Below are 22516 nucleotides of genomic sequence, written 5' to 3'. Positions count from 1 at the left end.
CGTGATCGCGGACAGGGGCATCGGACTATGAAGAGCACGAACGGGGTCGGACAGCAGGCAGTCCGGCCGGCGATGATCGCTGCGCTGCTGGCGGGCACTGCGCTCGGCTGCTTCGCCACGCAGCCGGTGCTGGCTCAAGCACCTGCGGCGGCAAGCGCCACGATCAATATCCCCGCCCAGACGCTGTCCTCGGCCCTGATCGCCTTCTCGCGCCAGACCCGGATCGAGATCTTCGTGCCGTCCTCGCTCGCCGCCGGCAAGCGTTCCAGCGCGGTCGCAGGTGCGCAGGCGCCGGAAGCGGCGCTGCAGCGCCTGCTCTCCGGCACGGGGCTGACCTACCGCTTCACCGGCGCCCGCTCGGTCACGGTCGAGGCTATTCCGTCAGCGGCAGCGGTCGGCGCGGCGCCCGCCGGCGCGATCGCGCTCGATGCGATCGACGTCCGGGGCGCGACGATGGCGCGCGGCGGCGTCAGCGAGATTGTCATCGGCCCACAGGAGATCGAGCGCAAGAACCCGACCGACACGCGTGGGCTCTTCGCCGGCGAGCCGGGCATCAAGGTCGGCGGCTCGATCCCGATGTCACAGAAGGTCTATGTCCACGGCGTCGAGGAGAACAATCTTTCAGTCACGATCGACGGCAGTCGCCAGAACAACAAGGTCTTCCACCATAACGGCACGACACTGATCGACCCGTCCTTCCTCAAGGCGGCCCGCGTCGATGCCGGCGTCGCGCCCGCCGATGCCGGCCCGGGCGCGCTGGCCGGTGCGATCGCCTACGAGACCAAGGACGCCCGCGACTTCCTGTCGGGCAACGGCGTGGGTGGCTTCGCCAAGACGATGTTCAACAGCAACGGCAAGGTCTTCACCAATACCCTCTCCGGCTATGCCCGTTACGACGGCTTCGACGCCCTCGGCCTCGTCACTTACGGCAAGGGCCAGGCCTACAAGGCGGGCGACGGGCGCGAGGTCCCCGGCACCGCGACCGATATCCTCAGCGGCCTCGTCAAGCTCGGTTGGGAAGCGCCGAGCGGCGACCGTTTCCAGATCAGCCATGAACGCGTGCGCGACGATGCGCTGCGCCCCTTCCGCGGCAATATCGGTTTCATCAGCGGCCGCCCGGCCTGGGAGCCGCGGGTCCGGAACTACGAGATCAATCGCCAGAACACGGTGCTGAGCTACAGCCGCACATCGCCGATCGGCCTATGGGATCCCAAGGCCGTGCTGGCCTACAGCACGACCGAGGTCAGGACGCGGATCTTCGAACGCCCCGTCGGCGCCAATCCTTTGCCGGTGACCTATCCCGGCACCGGCGGGACCGACAGCTTCAACGGCAAGTTCGAGAACCGCTTCGGGTTGGGTGCGGTCGGCGCCATCACGGCCGGCGTCGACTTCTACAAGGACAAGGCGCTCTACAAGGACCGCAATATGCGGATCAGCGAGAAAGCCAGCAATGTCGGCGCCTATGCCCAGGCACGGCTGACGCCGATCGAACGGGTGCGCCTCTCCTTCGGCCTGCGCGGCGACAAGCAATGGTTCACCGGTGTCGACGGCTCCGGTCATGACAGCTCGGGCGTCAGCCGCAACGCCTCGGCCGAGGTCGATCTGATCCCCGAGATCCTCACCGCCAAGGCTGGCTATTCGCATGCATTCGGCGGCGTCCAGCTCGCCGAGAACTTCATCCTGAATCCCGCCTGGCGCTATGGCACGCGCGGGGTCGAGCCCACCACCGCCGACAACTACGTCGCCGGGCTGGTGGCGCGCTATGCCGGGTTCACCGTCGAAGGCAGCATCTTCCGCACCGTGATCGATCATGCCCGCTCGGCCCGCTTCGCCCTGGCCGCAGCGACACAGACCCGCCATGTCGAATCGCATGGCTACGAAATCTCGGCCGGCTACGATTGGGCTGATGGCTTCGTGCGGGCGAAATATGCCGATATCGACGTCAAGATCGACAATCTGCCCGCCGATTCCGATACCGGCACCTATCTCGCGACCCCGATCGGCCGCGTGCTGACGCTGACCGGCGCCCACACCTTCCAGCAATGGGGCGTGACCGTCGGCGCCGATCTGGAGATCGTCTTCGATTACAAGAAAGTGCTTCCCGGCAACCTGCCGCTCAAGGGCTACGAGGTCGTCAACGCCTTCGTCGAGTACAAGCCGCCGACGCTGCCGAACTTTACCTTCCGCGTCGAGGCCAAGAACATTCTCGACAAGACCTATGCCGACCGGGCCACCTACGGCCAGGAATTCGGCACGGTGACGCCGCTCTATCAGCCCGGTCGGGCGATCGTGCTCAGCGCCGCGGCGCGCTTCTGAGGGCCGGCGGTGATGTTGCGCGCGCTCCTGGCCACGCTTGCACTGCTCGCCGCGGCCGCGGCGGGTGAAGCTCGCGAAGTCACGGACCTCGCCGGCAGGACGGTCACCGTGCCCGACAAGGTCGAGCGCATCATCATCGGCGAGGGCCGCTATGTGCCGGCCCTCGCCATCCTCGACCGCGACGACCCGGTCGGCCGCATCGTCGGCATGATGGGTGATTACGAGGCCGTCGACCCGGCGAACTATGCCCGCTATCGCCAGCGCTTCCCGAAGATCGCCGAGATCGCCCGGATCGGCCGCGCTGCCAAGGAAAGCTTCAGTCTGGAGAAGGCGATCACGCTGAGACCGCAAGTCGCGATCTTCGGGCTCGGCGGCCATGGCCCCGACACCCACTCGGGCGAGGTGATCGCGGCGTTGGAGAAGACCGGCACGGCGATCGTCTTCATCGATTTCCGCAGCGATCCGTTGGTCAATACGCCGAAATCGATGGAGCTGCTCGGCCAGGTGCTCGGCCGCGAGGCCGAAGCGGCAGTATTCGTCGCGGCCTGGCGCGCCGCGCTGACACGGGTCGAGGAGCGGCTGGCCCGAGACAAGCCGGCTCCCGTCGGCGTCTTCATCGAAAGCCGCGTCGGACTCGATGTGAGCTGCTGCGAGACGATGACACGCGGCATGATGGGGCGCTTCGTCACCGCCGGCGGCGGCGTCAATATCGCAGAGGCGATGGTGCCAGGCGAGGCCGGAACGGTCAGCCTAGAGTGGCTGATCGCCCATCCGCCACAGGTCTATATCGGCACGGCGATCGGCAATCTCGGCTCCGCCGGTAACAAGCCCTGGCTCGCGCTCGGCGCCGACGTTCCGGCCGAGGTCGCGCAAATGAGCCTCAAGCGCTCGATGGCGCGCTCCGGCATCGCACAACTCGAGGCGGTGCGCGCCGGCAGGGCCCATGCGATCTGGCACCATTTCTACAACTCGCCCTTCAACGTCGCGGCGGTGCAGGCCTTCGCCAAATGGCTGCATCCGGCCCTCTTCGCCGATCTCGACCCAGAAGCGCTACTGCGCGAGCTGCATGAGCGCTTCCAGCCTTTTCCGCTCGAAGGCGTCTACTGGATCTCCCTGCCATGACCGACATGCCTGCCGCTCCCGCGTCCCGTCCCGCTCTCGATGAGTGGCATCTCTCCGTCGTCGAGGCCTTCGACGTCGAACCGCGGCTTCGGCGTGTCGTCTTCAGCGCCGACACGCTCGACCAGCTCGATTATCGGCCGGGTCAGGCGCTCGTCTTACGCATGCCGCTGCCGGAGGGCGGCACCGGCCGGCGCGACTATACCATCCGCTGGCTGGACCGGCAGGCGAAGCGCCTCGCCATCGATTTCGTCCTCCACGGGGCGACGCCGGCGCCGAGCTGGGCAAAGGCTGCGCGGCCGGGCGATTTCCTGCTGGCCCATGGCCCGCGCGGGCGCACCATGATCGCTGCGGATGCCGACTGGCACCTGTTCTGCGTCGACGAAACCGGCATGCCGGCGCTACGGCATATGCTCGAGACGATGCCAGCCGGAGCGACCGTCCATGCGTTAATCGAAACCGCCTCCGCCCAGGACGAAACGGCGATCGAAACCGCCGCGGCACTGGCCTGCCAGTGGCTGGCGCGCAATGGCGCTACGCCCGGCCCCAATGCCCTGGTATTGGGAGCCCTCCAGGCGCTGCCGCTCCCGGCCGGCCACGGCCAGGCCTATTTGATGGGCGAGACCAGCAATGTACGCTCATGGCGGCATCACCTCGTTCAGTCGGGGATGCCGAAGGCGGCGATCTTTTCGGAAGGCTATTGGCGGCCCGGACGCATCGGCGGCCACGACCATGTCGACGACTAAGTGAGGTTCTGTCGGCTTCGAAGTTCAGATAGGCGCTGTCCACGCGTCGGACCATTTTCGACCGCGACAGCTTCCCTCCCAACGCGGTCTTTCAGCATCGCGAGTGAACTGAGGTCTCGGCCGCGCCGATGTCGTTGAAAAAGTCGGCCAGGAGAGCGCTGCTGGGGGTGTTGGATTTGGCCAATGAGGCTTCGGCGTCTCAGGCTGCCCTGATCTGCGGTCCGTTCGGCATGAACTTGGCGAGCTTCCTGAGGTTCTGGGCTGCCGCGGCGAGGTGGAACTCGTCTCTGGCGCCATTCGATCCGCGTAATCGCAGCCGATCGAGCCCCAGGATGCGCTTGAGATAGGCGAAGAGCATCTCGACCTTCTTCCGCTCTCGCCGCGAGGTGACATAGGCGTCGGTCTCGGCGATGTCCCTGGCCATGCGCCCTCGGGGCGGCGCTCCGAGCGGATGCCGGAGCAGTAGCGCGAACCCAAGCCGGCTCCCCCCAGTCAAGCTGACATCGCTCTTGAATTATGGGACAGTCCTTCATCGGATTTCTTGCCGATGAGACTGCTGAGCTAGACGCCGTGGATCTGGCGGGGTGATCGGCAGGAGGAGCGATCGGTGTGCCGTGAGATGGAGGCGCGATTGCAGAAGGTCGCGCAGCGGCTGCCATTCTATGTGGGCCTTGGTCTGATCACAGCAGCGACGCTGATGCTGCAGATTGTCGAGACCCGGATCATTTCCGTCACGTCCTGGTATCATCTCGCGTTCTTCGTCATCAGCATCGCGATGTTCGGCCTCACCGCCGGAGCCGTCTGGGTCTATTTTCGCTCCGAAGCCTATCGCCCCGCTCAGTTGTCCTATCATCTGAGCATCGCTTCGCTCGGCTTTGCCCTGGCGACCGTCTTCGCGGTCCTGGTGCAACTGACCATCGTCACGAGCTTGCCTGCATCGGTGATGTCGTTCGTCGTCTGGGCCGAGTTCGCCGTCGCGCTTTCGCTGCCATTCTTCTTCTCCGGCATCGTCGTCAGCCTGGCGCTGACCCGCAGCCCGTATCCGATCGGCATCGTCTACGGCGCTGACCTGCTCGGCGCAGCTCTGGGCTGCCTCGGCGCCCTGGCGCTGCTCAACCTGGTCAGCGGTCCCTCGGCCGTGCTCTGGATCGCCGTCCTCGGCGCGGCGGCCAGCCTGCTCTTCGCCAGGGCGGGCTTCGAGGGCATGCCGCCCGGCCAATCTGTTGCGGCCAAGCTGTTTCGGCATCGTTGGGTCGCGCTCGGCTGCCTGACGGCCCTCGCGACAGCCAACAGCGCAACCGAAAGCATTCGCCCGACCATCGTGAAGGACGGGATCGAGCACCCGGAGACGATAGCTTACGAGAAATGGAACTCGTTCTCGCGCATCACAGTCAGCCGGAACGAGAAATCGTCCCCCATGCTCTGGGGGCCGTCCAACCGGTTCGCTCCGCAACAGATCGAACAGCGCTCGATGAACATCGATGGCGGCGCCGGAACGGCGGTCTATCGCTTCTCTCGCGACCTCGAGGAGCTTGCGTTCCTCCGTTACGACGTGACGAATCTCGCCTACTCGCTCCCTGGTCTTCAGACCGGGGCCGTGATCGGTGTCGGCGGCGGCAGGGACTTGCTGTCCGCGCGCCTGTTCGGCCTCTCTGAAGTGGTCGGGGTCGAGATCAACCCGATTTTCATCGATCTGTTGAAGGGACGGTTCTCCGATTACACGGCCATCGGCCGCCAACTCGGCATCAGCTTCGAGGTGGACGAGGCCCGAAGCTGGTTCGCCCGCACCGATCGCGCCTTCGACATCATCCAGATGAGCCTGATCGACACCTGGGCCGCGACAGGGGCTGGCGCCTTCACCTTGTCGGAGAATGGTCTCTACACCGTCGAGGCCTGGCGGATCTTCCTCGAACGTCTGACCCCCGGCGGCGTATTCACCGTGAGCCGCTGGTATGCTCCCGGCGAGGTCAATGAAACCGGCCGCATGGTGAGCCTCGCGGTTGCGGCACTTCAATCTCTCGGAGTGAGCGACCCGAAGCGACATCTGTTCATGGCGTCGTCAGGCCATGTTGCGAGCCTTGTGATGTCGCGTTCGCCCTTGTCGGACCAGGCCCTGCATGCCGCGCGGAAAGCCGCGGAGACTTATGCCTTTTCCGTTCTGCTCGATCCGCAGACGCCGGCCGCCTCGCCACTGCTTGAGAGCATCGCCTCAGCGCCTGACCATGAGGCCCTCCAGCGCGCCACGCGCGCCTCCTATCTCGACTTGAGCGCGCCGACCGACGCGCGCCCCTTCTTCTTCAATCAATTGCGGCTCGATCGCCTGTTTGATCAGAACCTCCTGGCGATGGCCTCCAGGCCTGGCGTCTATGGGGGCAACCTGAGCGCTACCCTGACGCTTGCCATGCTGATCCTGATCTCCGCGGTCCTCGTCGCGGCGACAATCATCATTCCGCTTCGTTCCACCGTGCTCGCAGCATCGTCGACACTTGCCATCGCCGGAACAGCTTATTTTGCGCTGATCGGCATCGGCTTCATGATGGTCGAAATCGCGCTGCTCCAACGCATCAGTGTCTTCCTGGGCCACCCGGTCTATGCTCTCAGCGTCGTCCTCTTCAGCCTGATCCTGTCGACCGGCCTCGGCAGCCTGGCATCCGAACACGCCAAGTTAGGCAGCGGCCCGCAATTGGTCGGCTGGTCGGTCCTCACCAGCCTATATCTCCTCGCCTTACCTCTGTGGCTTCCCGAGCTTCTGCTCCAACTGGAGAGCGCAAGCCTGCTGGCGAGGGCCGGCTTGGCCGTTCTGGTTCTCGCGCCAGCCGGTTTTCTCATGGGCTTCGGTTTTCCCACGGGGATGCGGCTGGTCGCGATGATCGACGCGCGACCAACGCCGTGGTTCTGGGGCATCAACGGCGCAGCGGGCGTGCTTGCAGCGAGTATCGCGGTGCTGACGAGCATCGAGTTCGGCATCGATACGACGCTTCGGGCCGGGGCGGCCTGCTATCTACTGCTGCCGGGACCGGCTCTGCTCCTCGTCAGATGCAGATTGCGCGGAAAGACAGTTCCAATGATCTGAGAGGCGCCATCGTCGTCTGACCGACCGAAGAGACCGGCGTCCGCCGCCGTCACTTCGGCGCCTTGCCCGAAACCAGACACTCCAGGCAGTGGTGCGAGCTACACTCCTGGCGCCCGCGAGCCAGCGCAGCGCTATCGACCTCCGGACATATGCGGTGGCAGGTCGCTTCTCGCCGGTACAATCCGCGCATAGCGCCTGAAATACCCCATGGCGCGGCAAATTGTGCTTGCGCATGATCGGATAATGCGCCCATCCCTAGAGCGAGGCGCGATCCGCACAAATGCTGAACAATCTACATGGCCAGGCGCGGTCTACGCTCGCGGCGCGACGATCGGCGCCGGCACCTCGCTGAAATTCTGAGGGGACGGCGCGATGACGATTATCGACGCCTCGGCCTGGCCGGTGGTGCGCTGGACCATGCCGGCGGTGATCCCGGGCGAGGAGGCCGACGAGCTGCTCGGCGCCTTCGACGCGCTGCTCACCCGCGGCGAACGCTTCGTCCTGATCTTCGATGGCGTCGAGCGGCCGGAACAGTCCTCGCGCTTCAACCGGCTCTACAAGGGCCCTCATCGAGCAGGATTCGCGACAGGAGGCCGGTCTTCGCGCTGAATACCAGCACGACGCCGCCAAAGGGCGGCAGGCCGGCTTCGCCATTGCGCGGAAAGCCGGTCGCGAGCTTGACCACGAACACGTCGTCGCCGCGGATCGCGCCATATTTGATATGCATCTCGCCGGGCGGGTCGTCGAACAGCAGTTCTCCCACGGGCGGCACCGTGACCTCGTCGCGGGAATAGGCGGCGAACGCCCGTTCCATGGTCGCGATGGTATCGATCCTGACGAGAGCCTTTTCGATTTCGGCCAGGCCGACGATCTTCGTCATAGTTCACGCATCTTCATGCTCGGCCGGCATGCCGCAGGGGCGGTAAGGCCGCGCCCGGCTCGAGGACACGGCAAGGCCGCGGCGAGCCGCAAGCATAGCGCCGCCACATTTCCAGAAATTTCCTTTGCCCGCGTCCTGGAGGAATTCCTGCCTTCGATGATACCGCGAGGGCAGTTTTTAGTCCGCTCGCACAGCAAGTTCTCACATCAATTGCAATCGATCTGCAGTTGCGCGCCAGGAGCGGACATTGGTGCGCTGCCCGAAACCGGACACTCGGCTTGACCTTAGCGTAGCTGGAGATGGTCAGACGGGCCGTATCGGCGAGGGTGTCCGCGCGCCGCGCCCCTGTCCCGAGGCTATCGCGCTGCTTCTTCGATTAAACCCGCGACAACCTTCGGTTGCGAAACCATTACGACATGCGACGCGCCGGCGACCACGACCGTGCGCTTGGACCGCGCGCGCTCGGCCATGTATGCGAGCGCGTTGGCTGGTATGTTCTTGTCCCCGTCGCCATAGACGAAATAGGACGGCAGCGACTTCCATGCAGGCTCGCCCGACTTTTCGGTCAGGGCCGCTTCGGTGATCGGCCGCTGGCCGGCGGCCATCAGCGCGGCCGCCTCGGCCGGAACGTCGTGAGCGAACTGGTCACGGAACTTGGCCTGATCAATGTAGAGGTCGACGCCGCCGCCGGCGAGCTTGACCGGCGGCGCGAGCGCCTCGCCGAGCGTTCCGCCCGGGAACTTGCCAGCGAGATCGGCAGCCGCCTCGCCGGCCTCCGGCGCGAACGCCGCCACATAGACCAGCGACTTGACGTTGTCGTGGCCCTTTGCCGCGTTCGAAATGACCTGGCCGCCATAGGAATGGCCGACGAGGACCACCGGACCCGCAATGCTCGCGACGACGTCGGACACCAGGCGCGCATCACCCGACACGCTCCGCAGCGGATTGGCGACGGCGACCGTCGTGTATCCGTCCTTCTGGAGATTGGCGATGACCCCGTTCCAGCTCGACGAGTCAGCGAAGGCGCCATGGACGAGGACGATGGTGGGCTTGACCGGCTGGGCCACGGCGGCGCCGGACAGAAGAACGGTCGCGACAGCAACCGTTGCAGCGATCCTGGACATGGTTTTTCCTTTCAGGGAATGCAGACGCGCTCGGGCACGGATAAAGTTCAGGATATCGGTGTTGAAACGTTCGATCTCGGTCTCGGCGAGCCCGCGCAATCCGCCGGGATAGCCCGTTAAGGTCGCTTTCAGGACGAGAGCGCTCTTCAATCCGGGAGAGGAATGTGCTCGTCCCGGTCGTCGACCGGGAGATCGAAGCGTCCCTTGCCCCAGTTCTGCGCACGCCATTCGGCTTTGGCTTCCTCGATGCGCTCCTTCGAGGAAGCCACGAAGTTCCACCAGATGTAGCGCGGTCCGCTCAGAGTGGCGCCGCCGAGGATCATCAGCCGCGCGCCCCTGGCGCCGGCCGCGACGGTGATCCTGTCGCCTGGGCGAAAGACCATCATCTGGGGAGCCTCGTATTCCTGACCTGCGATCGAGATCGAGCCCTCCACGATGTAGATACCCCTGTCCTCGTGATCGTCCGGCATGGGCAGCCGGCTGCCCGCTTCGAGCCCGACATCGGCGTAGAACGTCTCCGAGAACATCGTTGCCGGGGCGCGCTTGCCATAAGCGTTCCCGAGGATGAGCCTGACGGAGACGCCGCGGTCCTTGATGACCGGCAACGCCTCCTTGCCGTGATGCTCGAAGGTAGGCGCCATGTCCTCATGGCTTTCGGGCAAGGCCACCCAAGTCTGGATGCCAAATAGGCTGTTCGGCCCGCTTCGGCTGGCTGCGGAGGAGCGCTCCGAATGGGACACGCCGCGCCCGGCGACCATCCAGTTCAACGCGCCGGGGCGGATGATCTGGTCGGCCCCAGTGCTGTCCCGATGATGAAAATCGCCGCGGAAGAGATAGGTTACGGTGCCGAGACCGATATGCGGGTGTGGCCGGACGTCGATGCCTTGGCCGGTCAGCAGCTCGGCCGGCCCGGCCTGGTCGAAGAAGATGAACGGCCCGACCATCTGCCGCTTCGGAGCCGGCAAGGCACGCCGTACCTCGAAGCCGCCGATGTCCCGGGCGCGCGGAACGATCAGGGTCTCGATCGCGTCCATGCCGACCTCGTCGGGGCAGCCTGGTTCGATGGCTGGGTTCCAACTCATGCGCGTCGCGATCTCCTGGCAGCCGCCTCTACGGACGGTCGACCTAGCGAGCCGCCACTCCCGCGACTAGCCGCGAAACGCGCCTAGCTGTGTCGCGAAAAGCGGAACGCGGAGGATCGATGCGGGGTCTCAGGGCTCACCTGCTAGCGACGCATTCCCCCAAAGCGCGGATCGTGTTCGAATAACTCGATCAGCAACTCGGTGAGCACCCGAATCTTCCGTTCGGGATGCTGGCCTGGCGGACGCACGACATACGCGCCTGCCTGGGGCAGCGGATAGCGAGGCATGACCGGAACGAGCGCGCCAGAGGCCACATGCTCGTGGATGATGCAGTCGGGAAGTTGGGCGATGCCCAGTCCCGCCACAGCGGCGACGGCGAGCGCTGTGCCGTTATCGGCCTTGAAGTGTCCGCTGGGCTGCAGAGTGATGATGTTATCACCGTCCATGAACCGCCAGGCTTCGGTGCCTTGCATGAGAACCCGATGGGAAAGGAGGTCCTCAGGCGTCTCAGGTGAACCATGGATCTTGATGTAGTCTGGACTTGCGACCAGCGTGCCATGGATCGGCCCGACGCGCCTGGCGACCAGAGTGGAATCCCGAAGGGTGCCAACCCGGATCGCGCAATCGAAGCCCTCTGCGACGAGATCGACAAAGCGGTCGCTGTAAGACGCGTGAATGTGGAGCTGCGGATGCCGCCGCGACATCTCCGCGAGCATGGGCGTAAAATGCGTCGGGCCGAATGTGAGCGGCATGGCGATCCGCAGACGCCCGCGGAGGTCGCCGTCGGGTACGATTGTTTCCCGGGCAATATCGATCTCTAGGCAGGCTCTGGCGGCGTAGTCACGGAACAATACCCCCGCCTCCGTCAGCGCGGCGCCACGCGTGGTTCGCGCGACAAGTTGCACGCCGACATCCGCTTCCAGCCGGATCAGACTGCGGCTGACAATGGATTTCGAGATGCCGAGTCGGCGCGCGGCAGCCGATACGCCTCCGGCATCTGCAACTTCAACGAATGTTTGCAAATCCTCGATGTTCACGGCGCTGTTCCCCAAAGTGCGACGCAGTTTAGCGCTTACTGGGGCTACCGTAATGCCGAATGGAACGACAAAACAACACTGCGCGCCATGGGCTGGAGCGCCCCGAGCGCGCCCGCACTTGCCTTCAGACGATACCAGCAGAGGGAAGAAAATGACCTTTCGAAATGGCCTAAATTCGCTTCTTCGCCCGGAAGACTCCGTTCTCGTCCTGATCGACCACCAACCTTATCAGCTCACCAACCTGAACAGTCACGACCCGCATATGGCGGTCAACAATGCTACGGGCCTGGCCAAAGCCGCCAAGGCATTTAGCGTCCCGACCATCCTCACGAGCGTGCTGGCTGACCGGGGTGGGCTCATCTTCCCGCAGATCACCGACGTCTTTCCCGGCCAGGAAGTGATCGACCGGATGCTCATCAACACCTGGGAAGACCGGAAGGTCGTCGACGCGGTCAAGAAGACCGGCCGCAAGCAGCTGATCATCGCCGGTCTGTTCACAGAGATCTGCGTGGCAATGCCGGCGATCCAGGCTGCCGGCGAAGGCTGGGACGTCACGGTCATCACGGACGCCTGCGGCGGCGTGTCGGTTGAAGCCCATGAGGTGGCGATCCAGCGCATGATCGCGGCGGGCTGCAACATGATGACGTGGATGGCGCTCGCGTGCGAATGGCAGCGCGACTACACGAGGGCCGAGACCCTGCCTGCATTGGTCGAGCTCCTCAAGGATCACATGGCCGGCAGCGGCATGGCGTACCTGTGGGAGCAGCAGCTGCTCAACACGCCGGTCCCGAGCGCCGCCGGCTGAACTGGTCGGATGGCGAGTCGCGGCGCGATCGCGATGTTTTGCGAGACGACGGGTCCGGTGCCGCGGCTCGTCATCCCTTCCGTGCCAGGCTCCGCGAGGCGCCGGCGATCCAGCTGGCGCTTCCGCCGAAGCCTGAAGCAATTGTCGCCGAGAAAGTGGGCCATCGCTCTCGCGGCGGCAACGCTGCCTGCTATCGCGGACGCCCAGACAGGCACGGATATCGGGCGCGCGCCGACCCTGACGATCGAGCGTTATCCGGAGAGCTGGTCTTATCTGGCAGACCCCGCGCGGCGGACGGGGCGGTGGACGGAGCCGTTCAAATACATCCCCTTGAGCGCGGATGGATCGAGCTATCTCACGACAGGCCTCGAAGTCCGATCGCGCTACGAGGGGTATGCCAATGTGAGCTGGGGAGCGGCGCCGGACGATGGCTATGTCTGGCATCGATTCATGCCTTATGCGGACTTTCATGCGGGTAGGCTGCGCCTGTTCGCACAGCCCATCGTCTCCGGGATATCGGGCGTTCGCCGCACCAGGAGGCCTGTCGATACGACCGGCGCCGACATGTTGCAGGCCTTCATCGAGGTGGAGACGGATGTCGCGGAGGAGACCTTGTTGCGGCTGTCGGCAGGCCGCAAGCTCGTCTCGCTAGGCGCGGGACGCTTCGTCGACACGCGCTATGGCCCCAACATTCCGCTGGCGTTCGACGGCTTCGACATGTCGCTGACGGCCAAGGCCTGGCAGGTGACGGCTCTTTATTTCCGCCCGGTCGACAACCGGCTGGACGATTTCGATGACCGAATGTCGACCCAGAAGTCCCTTTGGGGCGTCTATGCGACGCGATGGCTGGAAGATAGTCGGGCGACCGGCCTCGACGTCTATTATCTCGGGCTGCGGGACCGGAATGCGGTCTACGACCAGGGCGCCGGCAGAGAGCTGGTCCATACCATCGGAACCCGCATCTTCGGAGACACAGGCAGGACGTACTGGAACCTCGAGGCCGCCATTCAGCGTGGGACGTTCGCCGGCCACCGGAGGGCGGCGTGGGGGATCGGTGGCGAGATCGGTCACCGGTTCTCGCAAGTCCCGTTGCAGCCCGACCTCAGGCTCACCGCGGACGTGATCTCGGGCGACGACGACCCGGACGATCCCGAGCTCGGAACGCTTAATCCGCTCTTTCCCCGGGGCAAGTACTTTGCCTCCCAATCGCCGATCGGACAGCGCAACCTGATCCATGTCCGGCCTTCCATCACGATCCGCCCGCACAAGGATGTCGAACTGTCTCTGTCGGGTACGGCCTATTGGCGACAGAGCGCCGGCGACGGCATCTATGCGATCTCAGGCACCCTCGTCCGCAGCGGCAAGGACAGCGATGCGCGCTTCATCGGAACGCAGGCCGAGATCGCCGTAGCCTGGCAGGCAACACCGGAGCTGAACCTCGCGGCCTCGGTCGGAGTCTTCGACCCGGGAACGTTCATCCGAGCGACGGGCCCGGCGCAGATCATAAAACTGGTCGGCGTCATGGCGAACTACCGATTCTGACCATGCGAGCGTCGGCCACTGACAACCCCGTGTTCCAGCAAGCGAAGGCTGCGTGGCCGCCGAAGCAGTTGCGCGGATCGCCGCTCTTCTCCCGCGCCGCTACACGAATTTGCAAGGACCCTTGATGGAAATCGGTATCGACAGTTTCGCCGCAATCCTTCCCGACCCGGCGACGGGCAAGCTTCCTTCGGCAACCGATCGCATGGCCGATCTCCTTGAGGAGGTCGAGGTCGCCGATCGGGTTGGGCTCGATGTCTTCGGCATCGGCGAGCATCATCGCGCCGAGTTCCTCGATTCCGCGCCGGCGATCATCCTGGCCGCAGCCGCGGCCCGCACCAGCCAGATCCGGCTGACGAGCGCCGTGACGGTGCTGAGCGCCGCCGATCCGGTCCGGGTCTTTCAGGAGTTCGCGACCCTCGATCTGATCGCCAGGGGCCGTGCCGAGATCGTCGTCGGCCGCGGCTCGTTCGGCGAGGCCTATCCGCTGTTCGGTATGGACCCGCGAGACTATGACGAGCTCTTCGCGGAGAAGCTTGACCTACTCCTGACGCTCAACGCGACGACCTACCCGATCTGGAAAGGTCGCTTCCGTGCCGCGCTGGAGGGCCAGGGTGTCTACCCTCGCCCCCATCAGCCCCGGCTGCCGCTCTGGCTCGGCGTCGGCGGCACGCCGCAATCCTTCGCTCGTGCCGGCGCTCTCGGTCTCCCCCTGATGGTGGCCATCATCGGTGGCACCTTCGAGCGTTTCCGCCCGCTCGTCGATCTCTATCGGGAATCCGGCTTGAGCGCCGGGCATGGCCCCGAAACACTCAAGGTGGGTGTCCACGCGATGGGCTTCGTCGGCGAGACCGACATGGCGGCCAGGGATGCGTTCTTCCCGGGCTGGGCGCATCTGACGGGAAGGATCGGCCGCGAGCGCGGCTGGCCGCCGCCGTCGCGCCAGCAGTTCGACGCCATGGCGAGCCCGGAAGGCGCGTTCCTGATCGGCGATCCAAAGACGGTCGCGGCCAAGATGCTCCATGCCAGCGAAGTGCTAGGCGGCGTCTCGCGCATCACCTTCCAGATGAGCACCGCCTCGCTCGAAACAGCGGCGATGAAGCGTTCGATCGAGCTGTTGGGGCAGCGAGGTCGGGCCGAGCGTCCGGGCGGCCACCCATGCCACGAGAAAGGCGACCTGATGGCCGGGGTGAGCCTAAGGCCTGTTGAGATTCATCGCGAATTTATCACAGCTGCCGCGAGATGGACGATGGCGCTGAAGCTCTTGTCGGTTTTGTCGGCTCGCATGGCGATGCGCTTGAACTCTTTGCCATCCGCCCCGTCAGTTCGGGCGCCGGGGCAAGCCCGACCCGTTATCGCGGGAGAGACGCGGCGCCGATGCTGGCGGGGTGCCTGCGCTGGCGGAGTAGATCTCGACGAAGAGTTTCGCCGCCAGCGTCCTTGGAAGGGACGCGGGCGAGGAGCGCCAGATTCCGCCCATGGCCGTTCCCCCGCTAGGCCGCCCGAAACCGGACGTCCCCAGCGTCCGCAAGGGGCCAAAAATGCCCGTCGGCTGTCCGGGTGAAACGCGCCATTTCCGGACATTGAGATCCTGCCCGAAAGCGGGAATGCGCTTCCTGCGCATTTTTTGGCGTTATGCTTGGTTTTTTTCTGCTTGAGGCCGTCTTGCGATGCCATCGAAATGTGGCCGTGGCCGCTCGTGCGCTTCACCGGCGAACGCCCATCCTTTCCAGGTGAAGAAGCTGCGAATCTCATGCCGATAGCCGGCCTGACCTGACGCGGCGGGCGCAGAACCTATCCGTCGCGCTACCGTGTCAGGAAGCAAGCTGCCTCGGTCCCCGAGACTGTCAGGCGCAGCTCAGGTCGCGCCGTCGGGCAGATCTCGACGCGGATCGGGCAGCGGCTGACGAAGGGACAGCCAGGCGGCGGCGAGAGCGGGCTCGGCAGATCTCCGGTCAGGATGATCTTTTCGCGCTTGCGCTGCAGCACCGGGTCCGGCAGCGGGATCGCGGAGAGCAGCGCCTTGGTATAGGGGTGCTGCGGCGCCTCAAACATCAGGTCGATCGGTCCGCGCTCCATTACCGTGCCGAGATAGAGCACCATGGCCTCGTCGGCCAAGTGGCGCACCACCGAAAGGTCGTGCGAGATAAAGAGATAGGCCAGATCGAGGTCGCGCTGCAGCTCCAGCAGCAGGTTCAGCACCTGCGAGCGGATCGAAACGTCGAGCGCCGAGACCGGTTCGTCGAGGATCAGCAGGCGCGGCGACAAGGCGAGCGCGCGCGCGATCACGACGCGCTGACGCTGCCCGCCCGAGAGCGCGCTCGGCAGGCGCTCGGCAAAGGCCGTCGGCAGGCCGACGCGGTCGAGCAGCTCGGCGATGCGCTTGCGCCGGTCGTTGCGCGTCCAGCCCGCGATGGCGAGCGGCTCTGCAATGCTGTCAGCGATGCTCATCTTGGGATTGAGCGCGGCGCTCGGGTCCTGGAAGACGATCTGGATGTCGCGGGCGAGGCTCGCGCGCTCGCTGCCGCGCAGATGGGTGATGTCGCGGCCATCGAACAGCACCTTGCCGTCCGTCGGCTGTTCCAACCCGATCACCGCATAAGCCGTCGTCGACTTGCCGCAGCCGGATTCTCCGACGAGCGCGACCGTGCGTCCGGCCGCGACGTCGAAGGAGATGCCATCCACCGCCTTGACCACGCCGCCGGGCGTGCCGACGCCCCGGCGCAGCTTGAAATGGACTTTGAGGTCGCGGACCTGCAGGAGCGGTTGCGCGGTCGCGGTCATGCCCGCGCCTCGACTTCAGCCGAATGCCAGCAGGCGGCGGCATGGCCCGGCCCGACATCCGCCAAGGGAGGCGTCGCGACGCAAGCCGCATCGGCAAGCGGGCAGCGGGTGCGGAAGCGGCAGCCATCGGGCCAGGATTCGGAGCTCGGGACCATGCCCTCGATGGTGCGCAGCGTCATCTTGCGCTGTCCTTGCAGCGTCGGGATCGTCGCCAGCAGCAGCTTGGTATAGGGGTGTCGCGGCGCGGCGAAGATCGGTTCGACCGGGCCGCTCTCGACGATCCGGCCGCCATACATCACGCAGACATCGTCGGCGAGATCGGCGACCACGCCCATGTCATGGGTGATCAGCACGATCGCGCTGCCGACATCGCCGCGCAGGTCTCGCATCAGTTCGAGGATCTGGGCCTGAATCGTCACGTCGAGCGCCGTCGTCGGCTCATCGGCGATCAGCAGGGTCGGCCGGCAGATCAGGGCTGCCGCGATCATGATGCGCTGGCACATGCCGCCCGACAATTCGAACGGATACTGGCGGGCGCGCCGGCTCGCATCGGGAATGCCGACGCGCGTCATCATCGCGATCGCCTCATCCCGTGCAGCGCTAGCCGAAAGCCCGCGATGCAGGCGCAGCGCCTCCTCGACCTGCTCGCCGACGCGCATCAGCGGGTTGAGCGAGGCGACCGGCTCCTGGAAGATGATCGTGGCCTCGTTGCCCCTGACATCAGACAGCGCGGCTTCACCAAGGGGGAGGAGATCGCGGCCGTTGAGGCGGATCTCGCCCCCAGTGATACGCGCCGCCTTCGGCAACAGGCCAAGCACCGACAGCGCGGTTAGGCTCTTGCCGCAGCCGGATTCACCGACGATGGCGAGGATTCGGCCCGAACCGAGGCTCAGCGAGACATGATTGACGATGCGGTTTCCGCCGATATCGATGACAAGGTCGTCGATCGCCAGGACGGGGACATCTGTGATGCTCATGCCGTAGCCGCCACCACGGCCGCCCAGGGGCTGGTCGGATGGGCCATGCCGGCGAAGCCCCCGCCGTCGGCCGCCATCACGGCGGAGGGGATCGAGAAGTTGACGGGATAGAGCGTGTCCTCGACGATCTCGACCGGAAAGGCGCTGGCGACGGTGGCTGCGACATCGGCCTCGGCACGTGCATCGATCTTGATGCGCGGCGTCGAGGCGTCGATGCGCGGGCGGTGAAAGACCTCCTCCAGCGACAAGCCGAAATCGGCCAGCCCCGAGATCAATTGCAGGATCGTCGGGAAGATCGTGCGCCCGCCCGCAGCCCCGATGGAGAGCACCGGGCGGCCGCCCTGGCTCAACACCAGCGGGCACATATTGGCGAGTGGCTTCTGGCCCGCTGCAATGCTGTTGGGCTGACCGGGGCGCGGATCGAACCACATCATGCCGTTGTTCATGATGATGCCGGCTTGCGGCAGCGCGACCTTGGCGCCGAAGCGCGAGAGCAGCGTATTGGTCAGCGAGACCATGGTGCCGGAGCGGTCGACCACGCTGACATGCGAGGTGCAGCCGGCCTGGGGCGTCGCGGCGTGGCCGAGCGTGGTCAGCCGCTTTTCATAGGCCTCGCGGATGGCGGTGGCGTAAAGCAGGGCGGTCTGGGCCGGCGAGGTCTCGCGCGACAGCGGCCCATCCGCGAGGCGCTGCACCGCGTCGAAGAAGGTCGGGCCGCCACTCAATCCCGGCACGGCGGCGATGTCGTAATAGCGATAGCGCCCTGTCAGGGCCGGTGCCCAGACCACCTCATAGGCCGCAAGATCACTGGCGCGCAGCGGCGAGCCGCCAGCCTCGAGGTCGGCGGCGATCAGCCTTGCGCCCTCGCCCTCGTAGAAGTCGCGCGCGCCCGCTTTGGCCAGCCGCCGTAGCAGCTTGGCCTTGAGAGTCATGGGCTTGAAGCGCTGCGTATCGGCGCCCGCCTTAGGGCCGTGACCATCGTCGAGCAGGATTGCCGAAAGCGTAGAATCCCGCGCCAGACCCGGCGCTTCGATCGCGATGCAGAGTGCGGCGAACCAGTCGATCTCCAGGCCGCGCTCGGCATGCTCGATCGCAGGCTGCAGCGCCTCTTCCCAGGAGATCGAGCCATGGCGCTCCAGCGCGGCGGCAAGGCCTGCGATCGCACCGGGCACGCAGATCGCGCCGTAGCCGGAGACATTGCGATCCCCGACGACCGAAGGCCAGCTGAACCAGTTTCCGGCCTGCGCGCCGGTAAGTGGATAATCCGCCGGGTCGAGCCCGATTGCGGCGCGCACATTGAAGTCGAGGGTCTCGGTCGCGCCGGTAGCGCCATCGGCATGGACCAGGAAGCCGCCGCCCCCGACGCCCGACAGCCAGGGCTCGACCGTGCTGAGCACGAGCGTGGCGACGACGGCTGCGTCCATCGCATTGCCGCCGCGCGACAGCACATCCGCCCCCGCTTGCGCCGCATGACGGTTCTGGGCCGCGACGAGGCCGTGAGCCGAATTCACGGCGGGCCTCTGGATGGTAAAAGTTTGCATCAGCGCGGCGCCTTGAAGCGATGACGCGCGCTTGCTTCGGCTAGGCGCATCGGCACGTTGAAGCGCTCCGCATTGGCGCTCGACGCGTGGTGCGCTGCGAGTTCGCCGACGGTCGCGATCCAGGTCCCCGGCGAGGCGGTGACGACGTCGAGCAGCTTTTCCAGCATGCGGACGCGGCCGGCGCGGCCCGAGATCCAGTCATGGATCGTCAGCATCATCATGCGCCCCTCGCGGTGGAGCACATGCCATTCGTCGAGCCAAGCCTCGAGAATGCCGCCTTGGGCTGAGGGCGGCGCCTTGTCGGTCGGGCTGCCGGTGAAGCGGAAATAGATGGCATCGTCGACCGCCCAGAGCACCGGCACCTGCGTGACGCCATCGATCGTGTAAGGGTGGTCGAAGCCCATCAGTGAGGAGTCGTAGAGGCCGCGGCGCTTGACCTCGGCCAGCATGAAGGGCGTCATTTCCCAGGCCGGCGAACGGAAGCCGATCGGGACGATGCCGGCCTGGCTCTTGAACAGGGCGAGCGATTCATCGAGCGCGCGGGCAAATTCCTCGGGGCCGGCTTCGGTGGCGAGCTCGTGGAAGTAGCCGTGCAGGCCGACCTCATGGCCCCGCGCGACGAAGGCCGGCAGCAGTTCGGGATGGTTCTTGGCGACCAGCCCCGGCACAAACAGCGTGGCCTTGATGCCGTAGCGATCGAGCAGGTCGAGGATGCGCCAGATGCCGATGCGCGGACCGAACAGGCGCTGCTCGATCTGGCCGAGCGTTTGTGGAGCGTCGGTCGGCAGGCTCCATTGATAGGGGCTCTCGGCGTCGACATCGACGCTGAAGCAGAAGGCGCTGCTCTTGCCCTGCGGCCATTCATAGGCGGAGCCGGGGAAGGTTGCCGGGGACAAGGTGGCCCGCTCCATCACAGCGCGCTCTTCTTGTCCTGATGGACCGCCAGCGTGCCGGCCGAGCCGCCGCCATCCACCGTCAGGGTGGCGCCGGTGACGTAAGAAGACGCGTCGCTGGCGAGATAAAGCAGGGCGTTGCCGACATCTTCACGCGAGGACGGACGGCCGAGCGGGATCTGCGCGATGGTATTGCGGATATGCGCCTCGGAGAGATCGCTGACCGTGCTGCCGGCGGCAAAGCCGGGCTCGAGCGCGTTCGAGCGGATGCCGTATTCGGCGAGTTCGACGGCAAAACCTTTTGTCAGCCGGTCCAGTGCCGTCTTGGAGGTGGAATAGACGGTAGCCGTCCGTCTCATCTTGCGCGAGGCGCCCGACGAAATATTGATGATCGAACCTTTGACGCCCTTGCGCACCATCTGCGTCGCGAGCTCGCGGCTCAGAATGAAGGGCGCGCGCAGATTGATCGAGAAGATGCGATCGAACTCCTCGGTCGGCGTGTCGAGCAGGAAGGCACTGGGATAGATCCCGGCATTGTTCACGAGGATATCGACCGCGCCCCAGCGCGTACCGATCTCGACCGCCAGTGCCTTGATCGAGGCCTCGTCGGTCAGATCGGCCGCCTTGGTAAAGCTGTCGCCGCCCAGGCCGAGCGTCTTGGCGAAAGCCTCGAGCTCTTCGCCCTTCGCATCGGTCAGCGCCAGCGTCGCGCCGGACGCGTGCAGTGTTTCCGCGATCCAGCGCCCGATCACGCCGCAGGCGCCGGTGACGAGCGCGCGCTTGCCCTTGATGTCGTCGAACATGGTCATGGTCCTCAGCGGAAACGGGGATCGAGGCGGTCGCGCACGGCGTCGCCCGTCAGGTTGACGGCGAGTACGAGCACGAAGAGCCAGAGTCCCGGCAGCGTAGCGACCCACCAGGCGGTGGCGACATAGTTGCGGCCGGTGGAGAGCATCGAGCCCCAGCTCGCGGTCGGCGGCTGCACACCCAGGCCCAGGAAGGACAGGCCCGCCTCGAACAGCACCATCAGGCCGAATTCGAGCGTCGCGACGACGCTGACGGCGCCGATGATGTTGGGCAGGACGTGGCGGAACAGAACCCGCGTCGCACCGGCGCCCATCAGGGCGGCGAGCCGGACATAGGGCATCGTCGCGACCGAAAGCGTCTGGCTGTAGGCGATGCGGGCGTAGCGCGGCCAGCGCGTCAGCGCGAGCACCAGGATGACGTTGACCAGGCTCGGCCCGAGCACCGCAACCGTGATGATCGCCAGCAGCACGGCCGGGATCGAGAGGAAGACGTCGACGACGCGCATCACCACGGTTTCGGTCCAGCCGCGCCGATAGGCCGCGATCATGCCCAGCGTCGTGCCGACGGTACCCGAGATGATCACCGAGGCGAAGGCGACCACAAGTGAGACGCGCGAGCCGTAGATGATGCGGCTGAGCACGTCACGGCCGAGTTCGTCGCTGCCGAGCCAGTAATGGAAAGCCCGCGAGACCGTGCCCGGCGGCTTCAACCGGCCGATCAGGTTTTGCGTATTGGGGTCGTAGGGCGCCAGCCACGGCGCGAAAATCGCGGCAAGCACCACCAGCCCGACGATCGCCAGCGGCCACCAGCGGCGCAGGCCGAGTCCTTGGCGTGGGTGCGGACGCGGGGACGCGACCGCGCTCATCGGGCGCCATCCAGGACGATGCGGGGATCGACGACGCTGTAGAGCACGTCCGAGAGCAGATTCAGCGCCACCGTGACGAAGGCGCCCATCAGGACGACGCCCTGAACGATCATGAAATCGCGCGCCAGGATCGCCTGCACGGTGACCTGACCGATCCCGGGCCAGGCGAACACGGTCTCGACGATGACCGCGCCGGCGAGCAGGTTCGAAATCTCCAGCGCCGCGACGGTGATGAGCGGGATCGAGGCGTTGCGCGCGATATGGCGCAGCAGCAGGCGCGGCATCCGCACCCCGCGCGAGCGGGCGGTGCGGGCATAGTCCTTCGACAATTCGTCGAGCAGCGCCGAGCGGGTGATGCGGGCGAAGGTCGCCATGCTGAGCAGGCCGAGCGCGAAGGACGGCATCACGAGATTCCAGATGTCACCGGTCGACGAGGGCGGCAGCCAGCCGAGCAGCACCGAGAACACCATGATCATCAGGATGCCGCTCCAGAAGGTCGGCATGCTCTGGGCGGCGAGCACAAAACCCGCCGCGACCTTCGCGATAGCATTGTCGCGAAACACCGCGAGCAGGATGCCGATCGGCACGCCGATGCCGCAGGCGACGGTCAGCGCGCCTGCCGCCAGCATCAGCGTATAGGGCAGGCGCGAGGCGATGATCGTCGTCACCGGCACGCGCTGCACGACCGATTGCCCGAGATCGAAGCGGGCGAGATCGGCAAGGAAGTCGAAATACTGGATGAAGAGCGGCCGATCGAAGCCGAGCGCATGGCGCAAGGCGTCGATGTCGGCCCTGGTCGCGGTCTCCGGCACCAGGAGATAGGTCGGATCCCCCGTCAGTCGCTGGACGAAGAAGATCAGCGTCGCCACACCAAGGATCGTGACGAGCGCCTGTCCGGCGCGCTGGAGGAGGAAGCTGGGCACGGGGC

The 22516-nt window shown here is 65.8% G+C and carries 19 protein-coding genes and 1 pseudogene; 8 read left to right on the top strand and 12 right to left on the bottom strand.

The window, feature by feature from the left end; all coding sequences use genetic code 11:
• Nucleotides 1-27 precede the first annotated feature (27 nt).
• Genes ACSQ24_RS25760 through ACSQ24_RS25750 form a run of 3 tightly spaced genes read left to right on the top strand, consistent with a single transcriptional unit; the run spans nt 28 to nt 4181 of the window.
• Nucleotides 28-2316, top strand: a complete 2289-nt coding sequence (locus tag ACSQ24_RS25760) for a TonB-dependent receptor (protein ID WP_436097441.1) — start codon at nt 28-30, stop codon at nt 2314-2316.
• 12 nt (nt 2317-2328) lie between these two features.
• Nucleotides 2329-3438 carry an ABC transporter substrate-binding protein gene (locus ACSQ24_RS25755; protein ID WP_436097440.1) on the top strand — a complete coding sequence of 370 codons (1110 nt, stop codon included), beginning with the start codon at nt 2329-2331 and terminating at the stop codon, nt 3436-3438.
• On the top strand, nt 3435-4181 hold the full coding sequence (locus ACSQ24_RS25750; RefSeq protein WP_436097439.1) for a siderophore-interacting protein: 747 nt from the start codon (nt 3435-3437) through the stop codon (nt 4179-4181). The genes ACSQ24_RS25755 and ACSQ24_RS25750 overlap by 4 nt, the downstream gene beginning before the upstream one ends.
• Before the next feature lie 199 nt (nt 4182-4380).
• Here the strand turns inward: ACSQ24_RS25750 and ACSQ24_RS25745 are convergent.
• Nucleotides 4381-4605: pseudogene (locus tag ACSQ24_RS25745) on the bottom strand (transposase); the annotation flags it as partial.
• Nucleotides 4606-4812: 207 nt separating this feature from the next.
• Between ACSQ24_RS25745 and ACSQ24_RS25740 the strand changes: the two are divergent.
• Both ACSQ24_RS25740 and ACSQ24_RS25735 read left to right on the top strand, forming a co-directional pair.
• Entirely contained in the window at nt 4813-7254 is a 2442-nt protein-coding gene (locus ACSQ24_RS25740) for a hypothetical protein (RefSeq protein WP_436097438.1), read from the top strand.
• 372 nt (nt 7255-7626) lie between these two features.
• A complete protein-coding gene (locus tag ACSQ24_RS25735) occupies nt 7627-7863 on the top strand; it encodes a hypothetical protein (protein WP_436097437.1) in 237 nt (78 codons plus the stop codon).
• Here ACSQ24_RS25735 and ACSQ24_RS25730 read toward each other — a convergent pair.
• From ACSQ24_RS25730 to ACSQ24_RS25715, 4 genes are all read right to left on the bottom strand, one after another.
• Nucleotides 7799-8134, bottom strand: coding sequence for a hypothetical protein (locus ACSQ24_RS25730; protein WP_436097436.1), 336 nt, complete (start codon nt 8132-8134; stop codon nt 7799-7801). The genes ACSQ24_RS25735 and ACSQ24_RS25730 overlap by 65 nt on opposite strands.
• Nucleotides 8135-8490: 356 nt before the next feature.
• Nucleotides 8491-9258 (bottom strand): alpha/beta fold hydrolase, encoded by a 768-nt coding sequence (locus ACSQ24_RS25725; RefSeq protein WP_436097970.1) that lies wholly within the window; start codon nt 9256-9258, stop codon nt 8491-8493.
• A 146-nt stretch (nt 9259-9404) separates the two neighbouring features.
• Nucleotides 9405-10340: a pirin family protein gene (locus tag ACSQ24_RS25720; protein WP_436097435.1), complete on the bottom strand. Its 936-nt coding sequence runs from the start codon at nt 10338-10340 to the stop codon at nt 9405-9407.
• A gap of 143 nt (nt 10341-10483) precedes the next feature.
• Complete coding sequence (locus ACSQ24_RS25715; protein ID WP_436097434.1) at nt 10484-11377, bottom strand: LysR family transcriptional regulator; 894 nt, start codon at nt 11375-11377, stop codon at nt 10484-10486.
• A 151-nt stretch (nt 11378-11528) separates the two neighbouring features.
• Between ACSQ24_RS25715 and ACSQ24_RS25710 the strand changes: the two genes are divergently transcribed.
• From ACSQ24_RS25710 to ACSQ24_RS25700, 3 genes are read left to right on the top strand one after another with little or no spacing between them, the layout of a single operon-like run.
• Nucleotides 11529-12182, top strand: a complete 654-nt coding sequence (locus tag ACSQ24_RS25710) for a hydrolase (protein WP_436097433.1) — start codon at nt 11529-11531, stop codon at nt 12180-12182.
• Between the two features lie 9 nt (nt 12183-12191).
• The gene (locus ACSQ24_RS25705) at nt 12192-13724 is read left to right on the top strand and encodes an alginate export family protein (RefSeq protein ID WP_436097432.1); all 1533 of its coding nucleotides are present in this window, start codon (nt 12192-12194) and stop codon (nt 13722-13724) included.
• 52 nt (nt 13725-13776) lie between these two features.
• Nucleotides 13777-15285: an Atu2307/SP_0267 family LLM class monooxygenase gene (locus tag ACSQ24_RS25700; protein ID WP_436097431.1), complete on the top strand. Its 1509-nt coding sequence runs from the start codon at nt 13777-13779 to the stop codon at nt 15283-15285.
• A gap of 242 nt (nt 15286-15527) precedes the next feature.
• On the opposite strand, the gene ACSQ24_RS25695 is transcribed toward ACSQ24_RS25700, so the two are convergent.
• From ACSQ24_RS25695 to ACSQ24_RS25665, 7 genes are read right to left on the bottom strand one after another with little or no spacing between them, the layout of a single operon-like run.
• Entirely contained in the window at nt 15528-16505 is a 978-nt protein-coding gene (locus tag ACSQ24_RS25695; RefSeq protein WP_436097430.1) for an ABC transporter ATP-binding protein, read from the bottom strand.
• Nucleotides 16502-17482 (bottom strand): ABC transporter ATP-binding protein, encoded by a 981-nt coding sequence (locus ACSQ24_RS25690; RefSeq protein ID WP_436097429.1) that lies wholly within the window; start codon nt 17480-17482, stop codon nt 16502-16504. The genes ACSQ24_RS25695 and ACSQ24_RS25690 overlap by 4 nt, the downstream gene beginning before the upstream one ends.
• The gene (locus tag ACSQ24_RS25685; protein ID WP_436097428.1) at nt 17479-18993 is read right to left on the bottom strand and encodes a gamma-glutamyltransferase; all 1515 of its coding nucleotides are present in this window, start codon (nt 18991-18993) and stop codon (nt 17479-17481) included. The genes ACSQ24_RS25690 and ACSQ24_RS25685 overlap by 4 nt, the downstream gene beginning before the upstream one ends.
• A gap of 29 nt (nt 18994-19022) precedes the next feature.
• On the bottom strand, nt 19023-19919 hold the full coding sequence (locus tag ACSQ24_RS25680) for a polysaccharide deacetylase family protein (protein ID WP_436097427.1): 897 nt from the start codon (nt 19917-19919) through the stop codon (nt 19023-19025).
• A gap of 14 nt (nt 19920-19933) precedes the next feature.
• On the bottom strand, nt 19934-20719 hold the full coding sequence (locus tag ACSQ24_RS25675; RefSeq protein ID WP_436097426.1) for an SDR family NAD(P)-dependent oxidoreductase: 786 nt from the start codon (nt 20717-20719) through the stop codon (nt 19934-19936).
• An 11-nt stretch (nt 20720-20730) separates the two neighbouring features.
• Nucleotides 20731-21588, bottom strand: coding sequence for an ABC transporter permease (locus tag ACSQ24_RS25670; RefSeq protein WP_436097425.1), 858 nt, complete (start codon nt 21586-21588; stop codon nt 20731-20733).
• A complete protein-coding gene (locus tag ACSQ24_RS25665) occupies nt 21585-22511 on the bottom strand; it encodes an ABC transporter permease (protein ID WP_436097424.1) in 927 nt (308 codons plus the stop codon). Before ACSQ24_RS25665 ends, ACSQ24_RS25670 begins: the two co-directional genes overlap by 4 nt.
• Between the last annotated feature and the right edge of the window lie 5 nt (nt 22512-22516).

It is taken from the genome of Allobosea sp. LjRoot237, from assembly GCF_964253285.1.
GTDB lineage: Bacteria > Pseudomonadota > Alphaproteobacteria > Rhizobiales > Beijerinckiaceae > Allobosea.
This window is presented reverse-complemented; position numbering and strand designations above follow the sequence as displayed.